Origin of the sequence: Paenibacillus sp. E222 (assembly GCF_013401555.1) — a bacterium.
Classification (GTDB): Bacteria; Bacillota; Bacilli; order Paenibacillales; family Paenibacillaceae; genus Paenibacillus.
The window spans coordinates 1,211,511-1,228,318 of the sequence record NZ_CP058552.1; the positions used below are offsets into that span (position 1 = coordinate 1,211,511).

17 protein-coding genes and 1 tRNA gene are annotated in these 16,808 nt (G+C 43.0%); 17 read left to right on the forward strand and 1 reads right to left on the reverse strand.

From position 1 onward, the window contains the following. Positions 1-17 precede the first annotated feature (17 nt). The 4 genes from HW560_RS05465 (at position 18) to HW560_RS05480 (ending at position 1,640) form a co-directional block, all read left to right on the forward strand. Positions 18-281, forward strand: a complete 264-nt coding sequence (locus tag HW560_RS05465; RefSeq protein WP_029880815.1) for a putative Se/S carrier protein — start codon at positions 18-20, stop codon at positions 279-281. Positions 282-295: 14 nt separating this feature from the next. Further along, a complete protein-coding gene (locus HW560_RS05470; protein ID WP_179262275.1) occupies positions 296-1,237 on the forward strand; it encodes a mechanosensitive ion channel family protein in 942 nt (313 codons plus the stop codon). Next, positions 1,227-1,436, forward strand: a complete 210-nt coding sequence (locus tag HW560_RS05475) for a DUF951 domain-containing protein (protein WP_090902668.1) — start codon at positions 1,227-1,229, stop codon at positions 1,434-1,436. Before HW560_RS05470 ends, HW560_RS05475 begins: the two co-directional genes overlap by 11 nt. Before the next feature lie 113 nt (positions 1,437-1,549). Further along, positions 1,550-1,640: transfer RNA gene (locus tag HW560_RS05480), tRNA-Ser, on the forward strand. A gap of 420 nt (positions 1,641-2,060) precedes the next feature. Here HW560_RS05480 and HW560_RS05485 read toward each other — a convergent pair. Next, positions 2,061-2,255 carry a YjzC family protein gene (locus HW560_RS05485; protein WP_024629533.1) on the reverse strand — a complete coding sequence of 65 codons (195 nt, stop codon included), beginning with the start codon at positions 2,253-2,255 and terminating at the stop codon, positions 2,061-2,063. A 201-nt stretch (positions 2,256-2,456) separates the two neighbouring features. Here HW560_RS05485 and rpsF point away from each other — a divergent pair, with 201 nt between their 5' ends. The 13 genes from rpsF (at position 2,457) to HW560_RS05550 (ending at position 16,765) form a co-directional block, all read left to right on the forward strand. After that, positions 2,457-2,750 carry a 30S ribosomal protein S6 gene (rpsF, locus tag HW560_RS05490; protein ID WP_024629534.1) on the forward strand — a complete coding sequence of 98 codons (294 nt, stop codon included), beginning with the start codon at positions 2,457-2,459 and terminating at the stop codon, positions 2,748-2,750. Between the two features lie 51 nt (positions 2,751-2,801). Further along, complete coding sequence (ssb, locus tag HW560_RS05495) at positions 2,802-3,287, forward strand: single-stranded DNA-binding protein (protein WP_024629535.1); 486 nt, start codon at positions 2,802-2,804, stop codon at positions 3,285-3,287. Positions 3,288-3,342: 55 nt separating this feature from the next. Next, positions 3,343-3,615 carry a 30S ribosomal protein S18 gene (rpsR, locus tag HW560_RS05500; protein ID WP_062327715.1) on the forward strand — a complete coding sequence of 91 codons (273 nt, stop codon included), beginning with the start codon at positions 3,343-3,345 and terminating at the stop codon, positions 3,613-3,615. Between the two features lie 219 nt (positions 3,616-3,834). After that, positions 3,835-4,428 carry a M15 family metallopeptidase gene (locus tag HW560_RS05505; protein ID WP_179262277.1) on the forward strand — a complete coding sequence of 198 codons (594 nt, stop codon included), beginning with the start codon at positions 3,835-3,837 and terminating at the stop codon, positions 4,426-4,428. A gap of 711 nt (positions 4,429-5,139) precedes the next feature. Further along, positions 5,140-6,882 (forward strand): ABC transporter substrate-binding protein, encoded by a 1,743-nt coding sequence (locus HW560_RS05510; protein ID WP_090902672.1) that lies wholly within the window; start codon positions 5,140-5,142, stop codon positions 6,880-6,882. 76 nt (positions 6,883-6,958) lie between these two features. Beyond that, positions 6,959-7,921, forward strand: a complete 963-nt coding sequence (locus HW560_RS05515; protein ID WP_090902674.1) for an ABC transporter permease — start codon at positions 6,959-6,961, stop codon at positions 7,919-7,921. 12 nt (positions 7,922-7,933) lie between these two features. After that, positions 7,934-8,857, forward strand: a complete 924-nt coding sequence (gene opp4C / locus HW560_RS05520; protein ID WP_090902676.1) for an oligopeptide ABC transporter permease — start codon at positions 7,934-7,936, stop codon at positions 8,855-8,857. Between the two features lie 10 nt (positions 8,858-8,867). Beyond that, the gene (locus tag HW560_RS05525; protein ID WP_090902678.1) at positions 8,868-9,839 is read left to right on the forward strand and encodes an ABC transporter ATP-binding protein; all 972 of its coding nucleotides are present in this window, start codon (positions 8,868-8,870) and stop codon (positions 9,837-9,839) included. A 1-nt stretch (position 9,840) separates the two neighbouring features. Then, positions 9,841-10,806 (forward strand): ABC transporter ATP-binding protein, encoded by a 966-nt coding sequence (locus HW560_RS05530; protein ID WP_090902680.1) that lies wholly within the window; start codon positions 9,841-9,843, stop codon positions 10,804-10,806. A 469-nt stretch (positions 10,807-11,275) separates the two neighbouring features. Continuing rightward, the gene (locus HW560_RS05535) at positions 11,276-11,803 is read left to right on the forward strand and encodes an ArsR/SmtB family transcription factor (protein WP_179262279.1); all 528 of its coding nucleotides are present in this window, start codon (positions 11,276-11,278) and stop codon (positions 11,801-11,803) included. Positions 11,804-11,805: 2 nt separating this feature from the next. Next, on the forward strand, positions 11,806-13,059 hold the full coding sequence (locus HW560_RS05540; RefSeq protein WP_090902684.1) for an MFS transporter: 1,254 nt from the start codon (positions 11,806-11,808) through the stop codon (positions 13,057-13,059). A gap of 273 nt (positions 13,060-13,332) precedes the next feature. Continuing rightward, a complete protein-coding gene (locus tag HW560_RS05545) occupies positions 13,333-14,223 on the forward strand; it encodes a D-alanyl-D-alanine carboxypeptidase family protein (RefSeq protein WP_090902685.1) in 891 nt (296 codons plus the stop codon). 121 nt (positions 14,224-14,344) lie between these two features. Further along, positions 14,345-16,765, forward strand: a complete 2,421-nt coding sequence (locus tag HW560_RS05550; protein ID WP_257031975.1) for a S9 family peptidase — start codon at positions 14,345-14,347, stop codon at positions 16,763-16,765. Positions 16,766-16,808: the final 43 nt, after the last annotated feature.

Genomic DNA, 16,808 nt, shown 5'->3' on the forward strand with positions numbered 1-16,808 from the left:
TGTGAAAGGGGCCGGACATGGACGAGTGGATTGATGATTGGATGCTGATTGCTTTTGATTCCACCCAGCAGGCGCTGCGGGCAGAAATGCTGCTGGAGTTTGCCGAGATTGAGATCGACTTATTTCCTACCCCGAAAGAGATCACAGCGGGCTGTGCTCTATGTATTCAGTTTCCAAAAGAAGATCTGGAGAGAGTGAAGCAGATCATTCGTAACGAATTTGTGGAGATCCGTGGCCTCTATTTCAAAACCGCTGACAGCTATGATAACATACCCATGTAGAGGAGGTTTGATCTATGTTGCCATTTAAGTTTGCTCAGAATGATACTAGCCCGGATGTGAAAGAAACAATAAATAGTGCAGTTCGCTGGACAGACCGATTATGGGATAAAGTCGCTGATGCAGATATGTGGTTTAATATTCTGTTCAGTTCGATCCGCATCGTTATTATTTTCATTATTACGCGTATTGTGATTAAGATTGTATCACGTATTATAGATCGCACGATGGCACGTAAGCAGGAAGGCAAGATTCGCGTCAATCCGCGGAGATTTATAACGGTTGGAGAATTGATGAAAAATGCGACCTCCATAACATGTAATTTCATTATGATTCTGTTACTGTTATCTGAGATCAATGTCAAAGTTGGACCATTGTTAGCGAGTGCGGGAGTACTTGGACTGGCTATCGGTTTTGGTGCTCAGGGCTTGGTTAAGGATGTTATTACCGGGTTCTTCATTATATTGGAGGATCAATTCGCGGTAGGCGATGTTATTCAAACAGGTACCTATAAAGGAACGGTTGAGGTCATTGGCCTGAGAACGACCAAACTGGTTAGCTGGCAAGGTGAGGTGCACATCATTCCAAATGGTACGATTGCAAGTGTAACCAATTTCTCAATGTCGAATTCCCTTGCAGTTGTGGATATTCCGATGAAGGGTGAGCAGACCCTGGACGAGTCAGTGCATTTGGTGAAAAGAGCATTGACTGGAATTGAGGATCGTGATCTGAACATCGTTAAAGTACCTGACGTGCTTGGTATCCAGTCGATGTCTACCTCGGAATATGTGGTTCGCATTGTTGCTGAGTGCTTGCCGAACTCCAGAGCATCTGTAGAGCGTCAAATTCAGAGTGATGTGAAGAAAACACTGGAGTATCATGAGATGAGCAATCGGGCAGCATTAGAGCAAGCAGCAGCTCAGGAGAAGGATGAGGGGGATGGCATAGGTGGAGCGTAAAATTTTCCAGCTTGGGGACATTGTGCAGATGAAGAAGCAGCATCCATGTGGTAGCAATGAAATGGAGATTATCCGGATGGGTATGGATATTCGCATCAAGTGTGTAGGGTGTAAACACAGCGTATTAATTCCCAGAGCGAAATTCGAGAAAAACATGAAAAAAGTGCTTCGTTCGGCAGAGGATTCGACTGAATCCTAATGGAATAATGCGGCTAATGTTTCCTCTTTTCGCACTCCATAATAACGTTTACATGTAAGCATAGCTGAGGTATTGCGTTCTGTAAATGATCATGCTATAATCATTATTGCTGCGGAAAGGTACCCAAGAGGCCCAAGGGGGCTGACTCGAAATCAGTTAGGCGTGTCACAGCGTGCGTGGGTTCGAATCCCACCCTTTCCGCCACTAATAGATCTTGCCTGAAATTGTAATTGAACAACTTACTCAACGTGTGTTGAGCTCTATACATGCAAAAAGGCCTTCCAGATGGAAGGTCTTTTATTTTTAATTTTGTTGTCTAATAATCATTTGTAATTAAAAAAACAAAGAGCCCCTAAGGGCTCTTCATCCGGCGATGCATTCGGTTTGTTAGGAAACAATCGGTCGTAACGATCAGAAACTTGGTGTACTGCAGGTAGCAATACTCGTGCTTCAGACAAAGCCTTACACACAACCATCTTGCTTCTTAAATTACGTGATGAATCTCCAACAGTGAATGTTCGGCTTCGTTGTCCAACGGAACCACACCTCTCTCGTGCATCGCCTGATTGTATTATGTGCATTAGTACGTTTTATATACAGCAGTCTGAAAAAAAACTTTACGCTTTAGTGGACGCGGGCTTTGGTAAGCTTTTTCCACTTGCGATTCTGATTGCTTGTTTCAGGGAAAGCTTCACCCTTTTGGAGAGTTACCCGTTTCGGATTGTTAATCTCCGTATGAAAGCTCTTCTCACCAACCTCGGTGTATTCGCCATCGTTTGGAGCTTTGTCTCCTGGTTCAAACTCGGTTTTTTCACCCATGATAAAACCTCCTTGGCATAATGGATTTGAATGTTGCTTCTGTAGTGTGCTCCATTGGAGTTATGATCATGTGTAATAAGAAGAGGGAACGTTTGCTTGCATTGAGACGCCATTTTTGTTATATTAATATAGTTCGAGTTTGTGCTCGTTCCTTGCTCTCAACCTAGATTGAGGGCCAGAGTCCATAAGGAGGTGAAAATTATGCGCAAATATGAAGTGATGTACATTATTCGTCCTGACGTTGAGCAAGAAGTTGTTCAAGCTACAGTCGATAAATTCCAAGGCATCATCTCCAACGGCGGTGGTGAAGTTACAGCTCACGACGTTATGGGTAAACGCCGTCTTGCGTATGAGATCAAGAAATTCCGTGATGGTGTTTATGTATTGGTACACTTCACTGCTGAACCAGCAGTAGTTACTGAACTTGAGCGTCTCATGAAGATTTCTGACGAAGTAATTCGTTATCTCATTACAAACGACGTTAAGTCTGCTTAAGACGATAACTCGTGATCAACGCACCAATACGCTCTGAAGGAGGGGATTACATTGTTGAACCGTGTCATTCTGATCGGCCGGTTAACCCGGGATCCTGAGTTGCGTTATACTCCAGCTGGAGTAGCTGTAACGCAATTTACTTTGGCAGTGGACAGACCGTTTACAAGCCAAGGGGGAGAACGGGAAGCGGATTTCATTCCGGTCGTAACCTGGAGACAGCTTGCTGAGACTTGTGCAAACTATTTGCGCAAAGGACGCCTAGCTGCAGTCGAAGGACGCATTCAAGTACGGAATTACGAGAATAACGAAGGAAAACGTGTATACGTGACCGAAGTCATTGCCGATAACGTCCGTTTCTTGGAGTCAGCTAACCGTGATAATAACGGTGGCGGCGGTGGGCAACCAATGCGTGAAGAGCCTTCTTACGGAGGCGGCGGGCGCGCGAACAATAACAACAATTCGCGTAGCAACAATCAGGATCCTTTTTCCGATGACGGAAAACCGATTGATATATCGGATGATGATTTGCCATTTTAACGTGAGCCGACACTCTTAGAGTGATTGGCTAAACGATAGGAAAGGACTGAAAAGCATGAGCTTCAAGCAAAGAGAAGGCGGAGACAACGATAAAAGACCGGCTCGCCGTGGCGGCCGTAACAAACGTCGTAAAGTGTGCTTCTTCACAGCTAACAAAATTACTCACATCGATTATAAAGATACGGACTTGCTTCGTAAATTTATCAGCGAGCGCGGAAAAATTTTGCCACGCCGTGTAACAGGTACTAGCGCTAAATATCAACGCATGCTGACGATTGCCATCAAACGCTCCCGTCAAATCGCATTGCTGCCATACACAACTGAGTAGTCTTACTCAGCATGGATACAAAGCAGTCGGCTTATAGCCGGCTGCTTTTTTGCATCCTAGAATACATTCAGGTAGTTCTCTCCTAGTAATTGGATATCGTAAGGAGCTGCGGCGATAGAGAAGCAATTCGGGCGTAAATGATTTATAATAGAGTCTATTATTGCTGATATCAGATAGCGTGAGTATGAACGAATACAGATTCCACCATCAGGAGAGAGCATGAATACATCCAAACGTAAAGTAAAACAGAGACGCAAGAGTAGTCTGCGATTTTGGATCGCAGCTACGTTGTTGCTTTCCATTATATATGTATGGTTACAGCAAAAAGGAGATACCTATGATCTATGGCCACAAACCAACGAACAAGAAACAGTGCCGATCACAGGGTTGCACCCGTTAGTTGCGGAAAGTGAGAAGTTGTTGGTTCGAAAGGCGGCTAGACGAGGAATTGAAGTCGTGATTACACATGATTTTCGCAGCATGGAGGAACAAGATGCCCTCTATAATCAAGGACGTTCCATTGCCGGAAATATCGTTACCAACGCCAAAGGGGGAGAGTCCTATCACAACTATGGTTTGGCTATTGATTTTGCACTGCGGACTCCTGAAGGAGATGTAGTGTGGGATATGGAACGTGATGATAATGGCAATGGAAAGGCCGATTGGCTGGAAGTTGTGGAGCTTGCCAAAGAACTAGGGTTTACGTGGGGCGGAGATTGGGCTAACTTCCCGGATTATCCTCACTTGCAGATGGACTTTGGTTTAAGTATCAACGATTTGAAGCGTGGGAAAAGACCACCGGACACACAGTAAATAGGATATTATATATACATGTATATGTATAAATATTAGAAAAGCCTTGCATTTTGCAGGGCTTTTTGCTTGCTTTTGTAAAATAAATGATAAAAGATGACAATTTGTTCTTTACATGAGCGATTAAATGAAACTATACTATAATAACTAGAAATTTAACTCCAATCCTTTAGTAGTATCTAATTTACACCTCTAAAAGTACAGAATTTGGATAGAAATCAATTTCACTTCCAAACGAAATAAGACCTCCACAATTCCCTCATACCTAACATAATAGTTTGTTATATCTACATTTCTAACATATAACTACACAACATGTGTAATGATAATGTCATGTATTTAGATAATCGGTATTTTTAAGATTCAAACTCTACCATCAAAAGCATCCAATTGGCTCTAAAATCCCTTGATTTATTCCCTTTAACGTATAACAATACCCAAAACTGTGCTATAAAAAACATTTATACCATAAATCTCAAATTAAGCATTGACGTCACCTAAATTTACACGTATGATTACATTAATTATTTTGCGTTATAATCCCGCTAGGAATTGTCAGTATTAATTGACCATCGGTCTAAATCCATCATTCCTAGATAGTTTACATCAAGATTTCACAGCATGAGCCAATATGCGTAATTATTCATGGATATTTATATCCAGATAATTTATTAGAAGTGAGAAATCAGAAAACTTTCGAGGGGGATTTTCATGAAGAAGAGATTTTCTTTAATGCTGGTCATCATGCTAATGTTGGTAACTGTACTGGCAGCATGTTCTAGTGGAGAGAGCGCTGAACCAACTCCAGGAGACACACCGAAAACAGAAACGCAGACTGAGAATCCGACTCCGGAAGATTCGACTCAAAACGATGGTCTATTTGAAGCAACTGACATGTCGCTGAATCCATCAACCGCTACAAACCGTAAAGACACATTAGTTGTAGGTACCACCTCACCTAAAGGGGTCTTTAACCCTTTATTTCAGGACTCAGCTTACGATGATATGATCAACCTGCTGGTGTTTGACAGTTTTGAGACCATTAATGGTGACGGGACATATTCGCCGTACCTTGCTGAAAGCATCGATGTCAGTGATGACGGTCTAAAGTACACCTTTAAGCTGAAGCCAGGCGTAACTTACACAGATGGTACACCTGCGACGGTTAAAGATTTCTACTTCGCATTGAAAGTTCTCCATGACAAGAGCTATGACGGCTCTTCTGATCCATTGTCCTATTCAATTAAAGGTGGACAAGAGTATTACGATGGAAAATCAAATGAAATTTCTGGTGTAAAAATCATTGATGATAATACAGTGGAAGTTGAAGTCACTGAAGTGACTGCCTTGACCAAAGATTTTTTGGGTGGCATAGCTTTCCTCCCAGAACATTACTATGGTAAGGACTATAAACAAGGTAACGTAGAGACGGTTAAAGCTCTGAATGATAAACCACTGGGTACGGGTCAATATATTTTGACTTCTTTCAAACCAGGTCAAGAAGTAACAATGGTGGCCAATGAGAATTATTTTGCTGGTGCCCCAAAAATCAAAAATGTCATCTTCAAGTCCACTACAGACGAGACTAAACTGGCTATGCTCGAAACTGGTGAAATCGATATGGATATGGTCACAGTAGATGAAGATAACGTAGAAGCTTTGCAAGCACTCGGGTTCCTGGACATCAATATCTTCCCTACTAATGGATATGGCTACATTGGTATGAACCATGAAAAAGAAAAATTTAAAGATCCTAAAGTAAGACAAGCCCTTGTATACGGTTTGAATCGTGCCGAGATTGTAGAAGCCGTTTATGGTAAATTCGCAGATGTTATCAACGTTCCTCAATCGAAGCAATCCTGGGCTTATACAGATGAAGGTATCGAGAAATATGAATTCGATATCGAAAAAGCAAAATCTCTGCTGGATGAAGCTGGATGGACTGTAGGAAGCGACGGTATTCGTGAGAAAAACGGAGAGAAATTTAAAATTGACTTTTCCGGTACATCCGAGAACCCTGTTGTAGATGCTATCCTGCCAATTATGACAGCAAACTATAAAGAACTGGGAATTGATATTGTAGCAGAAACACTAGATTTTAACGCAATCTTGGATAAAACAGACAAAGGCGATTTCGATATGTACTTTATGGCATGGGGGTTGACGCCTGATCCCGACTCGACAGTTTATTTGTCAAATGGAGCACAAAATCGTATTAAATACTCCAATACAACTTATGATGATCTAATGAAACAAGGTAAAAGAGAACTTGACCTTGAGAAACGTAAAGAAATTTATGCAAAAGCCTATCAAGAGTTGAATAAGGATATTGCAGACATTCTGATGTATCAAAGAAGAGATGGCTGGGCAATCAACGGTCGTGTGAACGGCTTGGATATTACTCCTTATAAAAAGTTTGTAGTAGATCTGTACAAAGCAGAACTGGAACAATAAGAATATCAACATGAAATCGATAAGCTCAGCTCTCGCCAGAGCTGAGCTTATCCACTTCTGACCCAGGAGGAATATTATGAAGCAGTACATTATCCGGCGGCTGCTGCAAATGATTCCGACAATGCTCGGAATTACAATCATTGTCTTCGCGATCACAACATTGGTTCCAGGTGATTATATTACGGCTCAGCAAAACCCGAGTATGACAGCAGAAAAGGCAGCGCAGTTAAGAGAAATTTACGGACTAGATAAGGGCCCTGTAGAGAGGTACTTTATTTGGGTGGGTAACATGCTTACCGGTAACATGGGCGATTCGTTACAACACAAACGTCCGGTCACGGACGTTATCGGGGATTATGTGTGGAATTCATTTATCATCGCTTTTCTGAGCTTGATTCTCTCATGGATCATAGCAATCTTTACCGGTGTATTTTCAGCTAAATTTCAATACTCGTTTTTCGATAAAATAGTCACCATGGCTGTATTTTTATGTATGTCTCTTCCATCCTTTTTTATAGGATTGGTTCTAATCAAGTTCCTTGCAATTGATCTCAGGTTGATGCCTGTCGGAGGAATGACTACAGCTGGTCAAACAGGATCTACATGGGACATGATTATGGACATCGGTTATCATGCTATTATGCCGGTACTGGTCTTAACAATGTTAAGTACAGGAAGCCTTACTCGCTATTTCAGAACGAGTATGCTTGAGGTCATCCGTCAGGATTATATTCGTACAGCCCGTGCAAAAGGATTGAAGGAAAGAACAGTTATTTTTAAACATGCACTTCGCAATGCCATGCTTCCTGCCATCACTCTTATGGGATTTGAATTGCCAGCTCTGTTCGGTGGAGCTATTATCCTTGAGAAAATCTTTGTATGGCCAGGCGTAGGACAGGTCTATCTGGAGTCCATAACGATGCGTGATTATCCGTTTATGCTTGGATTCACTATCTTTATGGCTGCGTTGACCCTTCTAGGTACGCTTTTGTCGGATGTTCTCTATGGGGTAGCAGATCCCAGAATTAGATTGAAGTAGGAGGAGATATCATTGTCACTTGAGGCTGCACCACTAAAATCGAAAGCACAGGTTCCTGTCCAGCAGCCCGATTCTCCTTGGCGGATTGCAGTACGACGCTTTTCCCGGAATCGGCTCGCATTAGCAGGACTTTTAATACTTGTATTGATGGTTCTCATTTGTTTCTTTGGACCGTGGATCTCTCCGTATAACATAAACGATTATAAGGTAATAGATAAAAACCAATCACCGAGCAGCGCGCACTGGTTGGGAACAGACAAGTTGGGTCGCGATGTGTTACTGCGCGTAATGTTGGCTGGCCGGATCTCGATTATGGTCGGAGTGGTCGCTACCGTTATTTCAGTTGTTTTAGGCGCCACACTCGGTGCCTTGGCGGGATTTTACAGAAAATTTATTGATTCATTTATCATGCGTATTGCTGAGATCTTTATGTCGATTCCTACGCTGCCTCTTCTAATCATTTTAGGGGCGTTGTTGTCTGATTTGAAGGTACCTCCACAGGACCGGATTTATTTTCTGATGCTGATTCTGGGTGTTCTGTCGTGGCCGGGTCTATCAAGACTGGTTCGTGGACAGATTCTAACGCTTCGGGAGCAAGAGTTTATGCAAGCTACTGAGGCACTAGGATTACGCGATCGGCGTAAAATATTTAGACACTTACTTCCCAATACTGTTCCAATTATTATTGTATCCGCTACGCTGGGTGTGGCTTCTGCAATTTTGGCTGAATCTGCGCTAAGTTATTTGGGACTTGGGGTAGTTCCACCAACTCCATCCTGGGGGAATATGATTTCTGAGGCGAACGGTATTATCGAATTCCGTAAAAGACCATGGCTCTGGATTCCTCCGGGAATATGCATATTAATAACGGTTGTAGCGATTAACTTGATTGGTGACGGACTGCGTGATGCGCTTGATCCAAAAATGAAGAAGTAGGAGATGCGATATGGCAAAAAACTTAGTTGAATTCCGTAATCTCAAAACGCATTTTCATACCTCTGCTGGAGTCGTGAAAGCCGTCGATGACGTGAGTTTCAATATCCGTGAAGGAGAGACTCTCTGTGTTGTGGGTGAATCAGGTTGCGGAAAAAGTGTTACAGCGATGTCTCTGATGCGCCTCGTGGATACCCCTCCTGCGGGCGGGGAAATATTGTTTGAAGGCAAGGATCTTCTGAAGCTTAGCAAAGGTGATATGAGTCAAATTCGTGGTAATGATATATCTGTAATTTTCCAGGAACCGATGTCCTCTCTGAATCCGGTACTGACGATTGGAGAGCAAATTACCGAACCCATATTGCTCCATACACTGTTGAGCCGTAAGGAAGCAAAGGCGCGCGCGATCGAGTTAATTACATTGGTGGGAATTCCTCGCCCTGAGAAAATATATGATTCTTATCCGCATGAACTCAGTGGTGGCATGAGGCAACGAATTATGATTGCAATTGCGCTGAGTTGCAATCCTAAACTCTTAATTGCTGATGAGCCGACAACTGCATTGGATGTTACGATTCAGGCTCAGATTCTGGACTTGATGCGTGACATCAAAGATAAAATAAATACGTCCATTATGCTAATTACTCATGATCTAGGAGTCGTTGCAGAAATGGCCGATTATGTGGTTGTCATGTATGCAGGTAAAGTGATTGAAGAGGCTTCGGTTTACGAGCTGTTCAAGTCACCCAAGCATCCATACACACAGGGCTTGTTAAAAGCCAAGCCAGTGATCAATCAGAAGCAGGATAGACTGTATTCCATCCCGGGTCAGGTTCCTAATCCTATTGAATTGGGCCAGAATTGCCACTTCCACGACAGATGTGAGTTTTGTATGAATGTATGCCGTGAGAAGGAACCACCTCTACATACTGACGCTACTGGCCATAAAGTTGCTTGCTGGTTGTATGAAGAGGGGGCGAAATAGTATGGCTGAGGCATTGATCGAGATACAAAATCTCAAAAAATATTTTCCAATCACTGGCGGAGTATTTAAACGGGTAGTTGGAAACGTAAGAGCCGTAGATGACGTCTCTTTTCAGATTAATAAAGGTGAATCTTTCGGACTTGTAGGCGAGTCCGGTTGCGGTAAAAGTACGATTGGTCGTACAATCCTTCGTTTGTTGGATAAGACGGATGGCAAGGTTGTGTTTAAGGGTGAGGACATACATGCATTGGATAAAACGAAGCTGCGTTCCCTTCGACCAAAAATGCAGATTGTGTTCCAGGACCCATTTAGTTCGCTTAATCCAAGAATCAAGGTAGGCGAAGCCATTGGTGAGGCTCTTATTGACCATGGCCTGTGTAGCCGGAGTGAAGTGAAGGACAGAGTCATTGAGACACTAAAAATTTGCGGGCTTGCGGCCTATCATTATGATCGTTATCCACATGAATTTTCCGGCGGACAACGACAGCGTATCGGTATTGCTCGGGCATTGATTATGAATCCTGATTTTATCGTAGCGGACGAGCCTGTATCCGCCCTGGATGTATCTATTCAGGCTCAAATTATAAATCTATTGAGTGATCTGCAACAGGAGAAACAGCTTACCTATCTTTTCATTTCCCATGACCTTAGTGTGGTGGAGCATTTGTGTGACCGTATCGGGGTTATGTATCTTGGTTCCATGGTAGAGATGGCAAGCAAGGAAGAAATGTTTCGCAATCCGCTTCATCCATATACCAAGGCGCTGCTGTCTGCAGTTCCTATACCGGATCCAACGTTGCGTCGTGAGCGAATTGTCCTGAAAGGGGACATTCCGAGTCCAGCCAATCCACCGTCCGGCTGCAAATTTCATACGCGATGTCCGCTGGCGACTGATATTTGCAAACAACAAGTACCAGAATATCGTGATGTTGGATCTCAACATTTTGTAGCTTGTCACCTGGTCTAACGAGTAAAGAGTTAAATATGGGCATGTCCAGCTTAAGGAATTGGGGTTCTGAACGAGTTGGAAAGCCATCTTAAAAAAGCACAAGTGATTGGCAATATTGCCGTCAGTTGTGCTTTTTTTGTTTTTAACACAATAAAAGGGGAACTTTATATAAAAGTTATTTAGATAAAATCATAATTTTAGTTTCACATGACTTAAATGTATTGTATACATCCCCACGTACGGAGATAGAAAACATCATAATTTACAGAACGTTATTTTTAGGAAGGGTCGACATATGAAAAAAATTCTATCATATAACAACGGGGTCGAGCAGGTATTGAACAAAAGAAAAGATAAAAATTTAAGCAATTTTTAGGAAAAATAAGGGTATACAGAATCGGATCAGCATGATAATCTAATTATGCAGATCGTCAATCTATAAAATCAGATCGTTAGTGTGATTACTTTTGAAGAGGAGGTAACATGAATGAGCGGCGATGAATCTTTTAACATTTCTATTGAGCAAGCGAAGCTGTTGGGGCATTCGCTTCGAGTACGAATTATTAAACAGTTGCTACATACTCCAAGGACGGCAAAACAAGTAGCGGATATGCTCGGAGAATCAGGGGGGAATGTCCATTACCATATGATGAAATTGTATGATGGTGGACTGATTAAGATGGTAGAGGAAAAAAAAGTTGGCGGAGTTACTGAAAAATATTACCTGTCCCGCTCTAAATGGTTCAATACGATAGGATCTGGAGCTGTCGATCCCGTGTTGGCTGATGAGTTTGACTCGAGTAATGTAACCAAATTGATCCTTCGTTTGGATCTTACCAACGATCAAAAGGATGAATTACATGAAGAATTTAAACAGCTGCTTGAGAGGTGGGTGGATAAAACGTCAATGCATACGACGGATAATGATTTAACAATAAGTCAGGAGTATAGCGTAGGAATCCAGATTAAGTCAACAAAGGAGAAAAAAGAAACAGGTGACAATACGGAGGTGTAACAATGAGTATGCTGCGTAACCGTAATTTTTTACTCATGTTTCTTGGGAGAGTGGTCACGAATATCGGAGATTCCCTTTATGCCGTAGCAGCGATGTGGTTGGTCTCTGAATTGGGAGGATCTACTTTTTATACAGGATTAGCTGGGTTTCTTACGATAATTCCTAGGTTTATTCAATTTTTTTCAGGTCCTATAATAGATCGGGTTAATATCCGTTCTCTTCTAATCTATACACAGTTAATACAGGCGGTATTGCTTTTATTAATTCCCATTGCTCACTACATGGGTTTCCTAACTGTGGGTCTTGTTCTTATCGTCTCTCCCATTATCTCCACGTTCAACATGTTTGTCTATCCGGCCCAGATGTCCTCCCTACCACAATTTGTTGAGGATCGAAATCTCTCCAAGGCTAATTCCATGTTCACCTTTGCCAATCAAGGCATTGAAACGGGCTGCAACGCTCTCGCAGGAATACTGTTGGTATCCATTGGGGCAATTTCCATCTATCTTCTTGATTCGGTTATGTTCATGATGAGTACGCTCCTCTTTGCTATGATTAAAGTCTCCAGGGTCAAGCACCTTGAGTCAAGGGGAGAGGAACCTAACAATCTAATACAGATTGTCAAGAAATATGGTTCTGAACTCACAGAAGGTATTCAAATCTTATTTAACAAAACAGTTTCACGCCTTCTTTTTGGAATAATCCTGATTAATTTGGTGGGCGGTGCAACATTTGTCGTTTTGCCGCAATTCAGTAAGGGATATGGAGGTGCAGAGATATATGGCTTATTGCTAATGGCCCAAGCGTTGGGAAGTTTATTAGGAGCTTTGTCGGCACCTTATCTTAGGTTAGAATCAATAGGAATGGGAAAAATTTATGCCGTAGCTTTCATGCTTAGTGGCTTGCTGTGGACGCTCTCTGTTTTTTGTCCCTATCCGTGGTTGATGATATTCGTATACGGATTAGCTTGGTTTCCTGGTGGTGTAACCAACATTTTGATTAATACTTATCTGCAAAAGGGTATACCTACGAATCTGCTAGGAAGAGTTTTTTCAGCTGCTTATAGCCTGAGTGGAATTGCTATGCCTATTGGTTCCTTAATAGGAGGAATTGTGGGTCAGATGGTGGATGGAAGGGAGGTTATTGGATGGAGTGGTTTTGTAGTTATAATGGTCGGAATCTATTGGATGTTGGACTATAAAACACGTTCGCTTCCGAATGCTCAGAATGTAACTGACAGAGCATTTATATCTTAATTACTGATACACAGGCAAACTAATGTTAGGGTAACTCACTTGTTGTCTAAATTGAGCTTTTGATTGGAAAATAGGAGATAGAATACTGCGATATTTAAAGTTATACCCTTAGAATAATTCCTTAAAAACATGGATTCCGTACACTCTGGCATGGGGGTAGGGGGTCCATGTTTTTTTTGGTAACAAAAAAAAAAAAAAATTTAACTTTTTTTCAAAAAAGTGCAGACAAAATGCCTCTTCACTTCGTCTATATCTGTAAGAGGTGATTTTCCGATGAAAAGATGGTGGATACGGGCAGGAATGCTTCTGGCTCTACTCGTTATTATATATTTGGGTGTAAAACCGGACATGCTGGTGGGCAAACCGGGGATTAAAGCTGAATCGGCTGTACTAATGGATATGAACTCCGAGCAGATTCTAATCAACTTTAACGGTTCTGAACAGATTGCACCTGCAGGAATCAGTAAACTGATGACAGAACTACTTGTAATGGAAGCTGTGATTAACGGAGAGTTGCGTTGGGACGACCCTGTAAATATCAGCCTATATGCAAGTTCAGTAGGTGGCAGCCACCTGGGTTTGAAACAAGGGGAGCAGTTCACTGTGCAGGAGCTATTCCAGATTGTAGCCGTCTATTCCGCGAATGACGCTGCTATTGCTCTGGCTGAACATATCAGTGGGACAGAGCAGACTTTTGCAAAAAAGATGAATCAGAAGGCTACAGAGATCGGACTGTCCGACAAGACAGTGTTTACCAATGCAACAGGTATAAGCGAAAAACTACTTGGTCCGAATCGTCCGAAGGAAATACAAGGCCAGACTGTAATGACCGCTGTAGATGCATGCAAGCTTGCACGTTATCTGCTGAGTAACTATCCCGAAATATTGAGAGTTTCCAGCCAAATGCAAGTTTCGATGCACCAAAAGGGAATGTACATGAGCAACACCAACTGGATGCTGTCCTCTATTGGCGGACCCTATGCTTACGATGGGAACGATGGATTGAAGACCGGATATGATGTGGATTCCGGCTATCACTTCGTTGGAACGGCGGAGCGAAATGGCAAGCGACTGATCTCCGTTGTACTGGGATCGGACAGTCGTGAGGGACGTTTTATCGAGACACGAAAGCTATTCAATTATGGATTTACCGGTTCAAAGTAAGGGGTAATGGAACTTAGGGGCTCTACCGCTGTTAACCAATGGTGTATCATGGTAAAATGATTTACGTATAATTCCAAATTATGATGTATTTCACTTTAAAGGGGGAAATAACTTGAACGCAGTGAGTAAAAAAGTATATACTCTCACGCTTACCATGGCGATGTCAATCGCTCTGATTCAACCAGCGGTCCAGGCAGCAGAAGCGGTGAAGCCTACGGCGACAGTCGCTGAATCCATTGCTTCGAAGGCAACACAGACACTACAGCAACTGGGATACATAGATGGCATAACAGATGGAATGAAAGACTCACAAACGCCAATTACCCGTGCTCAGGCGGCAATCATCCTGCAGCGTGTACTTAAACTGGATGCTCCAGCGTCTCTTACTGGTTTCGCAGATGTGTTGGCTAAGGATGGAGCTGCTCCTGCCATTTACGCGCTGAAGCAAAGTGGTCTTATTCAAGGACAAGCCAAAGGATATGCACCAGATGCACCTCTCACAAAAGCACAGATGGCATCGTTGTTTACTCGGGCGTTTGAACTGAAGGATAATGGCATTCAGGTTGTCTACAGTGATATGGCGCAGATTCCGAAGGTTCATACGGAGGATGCCATTCGTTTGAAGCAGCATTTTATTATCGAAGGCAGCGCTTTTAACGCCAAAAATTCGGTGACCCACGGTGAGTTTGCTGACGCACTGTATCTTGCTCTTGGACTTGATGTGCAGTCAGAAGGTCTCACACCTCTGGAAGACTTCTTCAAACAGCCGGCTCAAGCAGGATTCCAGATGTCTCCGGATGGTAAACATCTGGCTTACATGGAGCCTTGGAACAACCGAATGAATATCGTGGTGAAAGAGAATGGTCAGGACAAGGCAGTACGTATCACGAGTGAGACAGAGCGCAGTATAGCGGAATTTGTATGGGCGACAAAGGATAAGCTGTTGTACGTAAAGGATGAAGCAGGGGACGAGAACTATCATATTTATGTAACGGATATCGATGGGAAGAACAGCAAAGATCTGACACCATTTCCGAATACAAGAGCGATCCTGGTAGACTCGCTGGAGAACATTCCGGATGAAATTCTAGTGGGCATGAACAAACGTGATCCGCGGATCTTTGATGTGTACCGGATAAACATCAAGACAGGTGAGGCTGTGCTTGCTGCAGAGAATCCGGGCAATATTACGGGCTGGTTAACAGACCATGACGGTAAAATCCGTGTGGCCATATCGAGTGATGGTAATGTCTCTTCGTTGATGTATCGTGAATCGGAAAATAAACCATTTGAAAATTTGATGACCACCAAGCTTGGAGAAACATTTGCGCCGGTGATGTTCACGTATGATAACAAAAACATCTATGCTGTATCCAATCTGGAGCGGGATAAAACAGCGATTGTCGAATACAGCCCAAGCAGCAAAAAAGTAACAAAAACCATCTATGAAAACAAAGATGTGGACGTATCCAGTTTCGTTCCTTCTAAAGAAAAAGGCACAATCCTTGCAGCTGTCTATGAGACGGACAAGGTTAACTATGAATACTTCGATAATGATTTCAAAAAATTGATGCAGGATATCCAGGCGAAAGTTCCGGCTAAAGAAATAAGCATTTCAAACATAAGTGAAGAAGGTCAGGTTCTGTTCGTTGCCTATAGCGATAAAACCATGGGTACGTATTACTTCTACGATTCCAAGACGGGTAAGCTGGATAAATTAGCTGACGCGGCACCTTGGATTGATGAGAGTAAAATGTCGGATGTAAAACCCATTACGTACAAGTCACGTGACGGTTTAACCCTTCATGGTTATCTGACCCTCCCACAAGGAGCTGAGGCTTCCCAATTGCCATTGGTAGTTGTTCCGCATGGTGGACCTTGGGCCCGGGATTCGTGGGGCTTCAATCCGGAAATTCAATTTCTCGCAAGCCGCGGCTATGCCGTACTACAGGTGAATTTCCGTGGTTCTACTGGATACGGTAAGGAATTCCTGGATGCCGGAAACAAAGAGTGGGGTAAAGCGATGCAGGACGATCTCACAGACGGCGTAAATTGGCTGGTTAAAGAGGGAACAGTTGATGCGAAGCGCGTAGCCATCTACGGTGGATCTTATGGTGGATATGCTGCCCTGGCAGGACTGGCATTCACACCAGAAGTGTATGCTGCTGGAATTAGCTATGTTGGACCATCCAATCTGTTCACGCTGCTGGATTCACTGCCACCTTACTGGGAATCGGAGCGCAACATGTTCTATGAACGTATGGGTGATCCGGAGAAAGACAAGGAGCTGCTGACAGCTGTCTCACCACTGTTCCATATCGATCAGATGAAAGCCCCATTGTTCGTGGTTCAGGGTGCTAATGATCCGCGTGTCAAACAGGCTGAGTCTGATCAGATCGTGGAGGCTCTGCGCAAGCGTGGAGTAGATGTGCCTTATATGCTAAAAGCCAATGAGGGACATGGCTTCGGCAATGTTGAAAATCAATTGGATTTGTATCGTGCTATTGAGAAATTTCTGAACCGTCACCTGATGCAGCAATAGTAGGTTAGTTCAACAAAGAAGACCGTCCCATGGGTTTCATCCA